General features: G+C 59.8%; 3 protein-coding genes. All 3 read right to left on the reverse strand.

All coding sequences use genetic code 11. The features are described 5' to 3' along the window. Positions 1–20: 20 nt before the first annotated feature. Complete coding sequence (locus tag ACWDD7_RS37440) at positions 21–434, reverse strand: ATP-binding protein (RefSeq protein ID WP_450460686.1); 414 nt, start codon at positions 432–434, stop codon at positions 21–23. Further along, the gene (gene istA / locus ACWDD7_RS37445; RefSeq protein ID WP_239170783.1) at positions 427–1,905 is read right to left on the reverse strand and encodes an IS21 family transposase; all 1,479 of its coding nucleotides are present in this window, start codon (positions 1,903–1,905) and stop codon (positions 427–429) included. The genes ACWDD7_RS37440 and istA overlap by 8 nt, the downstream gene beginning before the upstream one ends. A gap of 658 nt (positions 1,906–2,563) precedes the next feature. After that, the gene (locus tag ACWDD7_RS37450; protein WP_105815179.1) at positions 2,564–2,791 is read right to left on the reverse strand and encodes a hypothetical protein; all 228 of its coding nucleotides are present in this window, start codon (positions 2,789–2,791) and stop codon (positions 2,564–2,566) included. Positions 2,792–3,076: the final 285 nt, after the last annotated feature.

Raw genomic sequence — 3,076 nt, forward strand, 5'->3', positions numbered from 1 at the left:
CCGCGCCTCACGCTGTTCCATCAACCCCAGCACCGACGGCATCGCGACCTCCTCGATCCACAACAAGCCGTCCGCTGCCTGCCCCTACCCCGTCGGCGAGGTGCGTCTTGCCAGTGCCCGGACCACCGATGAACACGACGTTGTGCGCGCTTTCGAGGAACGACAGCTCGCTCAGTTCGCGCACCAGCGCTTCGTCGACGTGTGCCTGCGCGAAGTCGAAGCCCTTCAGGTCGCGGTGGGCCGGGAAGCGCAGCGGTCATTTGATAGGCAATCGAGCGCACCTGCCGTTCGGCGGTTTCAGCCATCAACAGCTGCTTCATGAAGCGCTCCGGCTCGAAGTCCGTGTGGCGCGACTGCGCGAGCAGCTCCGGCCACGTGCTCGCCATGCCGTGCAGTTTAAGACCCTTGAGCTGGGCCGCGATATCGTTAGACATGACGATCCTCCGGTGGGTTGGCGCGCAGCGTCTCGTAACGGCTCACGTCGGCCGCGGGCTCTTCCTTGAGCTGGAGTTTCGTCGTGGCGAGGCTGCCATTCGTGACGGGCGCCTTCAGCCGGCTCAGCACGTTCAGGACGTGCTCTGCGCTGGGGCGTCCTGAATCCAGCGCAGCCTGTACGGCGAGCAGCACCGCATCGAGCCCGTGTTCGCGCACCGCAGCGAGCACCTGCGTCATGACGCGATCGCCGCCCGGGTGTTTCAGCAGATGCCGCTGCAGCAGTTGCAGCGGCTGCGGCATCGTGATGAACGGCGCGCCGTTGCGCAGTGCGCCGGGTTTGCGCTCGACCAACGTGACGTAGTGGCGCCAATCGTAGAAGGTCATGTGCCGCTCGAAGCTGCGTTCGTGGCGTGCGATCTCCTGGGCGTTGGCGACGACGCTGAGATATGCCGGATAGCAGCGCACGCTCACCAGCTGGTTCGTGTACTCGGTGGGCACGCTGTAGCGGTTGCGTTGGAAGTGAATCAGGCTGGTCGACGAGACTCGCAGGGTCTGCTCGATGTAGCCGTCGAACGGCCGTGGATTGGGCATCAGCCGGGTACGCTCGTCCTGCAGCACATCCTCGACTGTCAGCTCAGGCCACTGCGGGTGCCGCATGTGCCACGCCTCACGACACTGACCAGCGACCCATTCGTTCAGGATCTCCAGCGTTTCCCAGCGCCGTAGCGCTGCTTCGTGCCAAATCTGACGTCGCCGGTCCTGAACGTTCTTCTCGACGATGCCTTTCTCCCAGCCTGCAGCCCGGTTGCAGAACTCCGGCTCGAACAGGTAGTGACTGCACATCGCTTCGAAGCGCGCGTTGACCGCACGCTCCTTGCCGCGGCCAACCTTGTCCACGGCGGTCTTCATGTTGTCGTAGATGCCGCGCCGCGGCACGCCGCCGAACGCGGCGAACGCGCGGGCGTGCGCATCGAACAGCATCTCGTGACTCTGTGTGGGATAGGCGACGAGCCAGAACGCGCGGCTGGAGTTAAGTTTGACGTGGGCGACCTCCAGGCGTCGCCGCAGCCCGCCAATAAAAGCGTATTCGCAGCTCCAGTCAAACTGGAAGGCTTCGCCGGGTTCGAAGGCGAGCGGCACGAAGGCCTGCCTGCGAGGCGCCTCAGCCTGCTCCTCGTGCCAACGCCTCACGAACGCGCTCACCCGGCCGTAGCTGCCGGCGTAACCCTCGGCGCGGATCGCCTCGAACATGAACCGGGCGGTGCGCCGGTCACGCTTCGGGCGATGACTGTCGGCACGCAGCCAACCTGTCAGCTGTGCGGCCCAGTCGTCGATGACGCTCGGGCTGACGCGCTTCGGATACTTCGGCTCGACGGCATCAGTCTGCCGCAGCCAGCGGCGCACCGTGTTTCGGGACAGGCCCGTACGCCGCGCAATCTCGCGCAACGGGACCTTCTCGCGGAAATACATCCGCCTGATCTTGGCCAATATGCCCACCGTGATCACCTTTGTATCCCCTGCTCAAAGATTGAGCAGAGCATTCAATCACGTGGGTCAAAATTCGATGAAAATTTTCAGCTCTAGTGGGTCAGTTCTGCCCGGACATCAACAGACGGGTTGAATCCGCAGTCGATCACCGCCATTGGCAACGAGCGGTCGTATTGTCCGAGACCTGATCTGACGTTGACTGACCGGTCAGGTCTCGGCCTATACAGTTGATGATTACCGTGATCTCTCGCAGGCTCGAACGTCGAGGCAATCTCTATCTGGCACTGCAGATCAAACATGCGTGATCAGAGTGACCGAATCTATTCGAACTCGCCGCCGCCCGTACCGTTGCTCGATGTTTAAGCACACATTCTCCAACGGTTTGACGGTCAACGAGTTCGTGTGCGGCCTAAGGGACGCCATCTCGATCCACGAGCGCCACTTGTTCACTGGTCCTGATCTGTGCGTAAGTGTTTGATTTTTCGGGTGTTATAAAGTTTGCTTCGGTCGGAGGCCAACTTTTCTGCGAATTTTATAGGAAAAGGCCACCTTTTCTGCCACTTTTCCCGAGCGAAATTCTCAGAAAAGGTGCTCAAGCTATTGATTCATATGGACCGCAGAGACCACCTTTTCTGCGAACCTACAGGGGGACTGGCGGCTCGCGGCGGAGATTGCCGCCGATGCGTTTCATCCAGCTCGACGGCGCGTCGATCACGACGATCGGACGGTCGGCGCGTTGCCGGTTCTGCAGACGTTGCCGGCAATTGATCGTGACGCAGCGGCGTGCCGGCACGTATTCGCGCGCCGACGGCCCCGCGAGGCATTGGCCGTGAGGGACCCGAGTTTCCCAGTATTTGATGTCATGCAACCTAATAAAATACCGGCGATCATTATTTAAATCGTTTGAACTGTTTAATTTATTTTCTTTCGATCAAACAAATTTTCCGTGCCGGCAAAGGTATTTAAATCGGCTCCATCATCCAATGTGGTGTTCCCGCGCAATGCAAGCCTGCTATGGGTCGCGATGAAATGAATATTTCCGACCCTCTATATCGGAATTGAAACTCGTTGAAAATGTAAAGCATTGCAATATCAAGGCGGCATTTGAGTATTTCGATTGCGACGTACGATTTTGTTTGGCAGGATTTTCATC

This window comes from Streptomyces sp. NPDC001056, from assembly GCF_053598955.1.

Coding starts and splice junctions, on each gene's coding strand:
- ACWDD7_RS37440 (WP_450460686.1), bottom strand. CDS start 434: ATGTCTAACGATATCGCGGCCCAGCTCAAGGGTCTTAAACTGCACGGC.
- istA (WP_239170783.1), bottom strand. CDS start 1,905: ATGTATTTCCGCGAGAAGGTCCCGTTGCGCGAGATTGCGCGGCGTACG.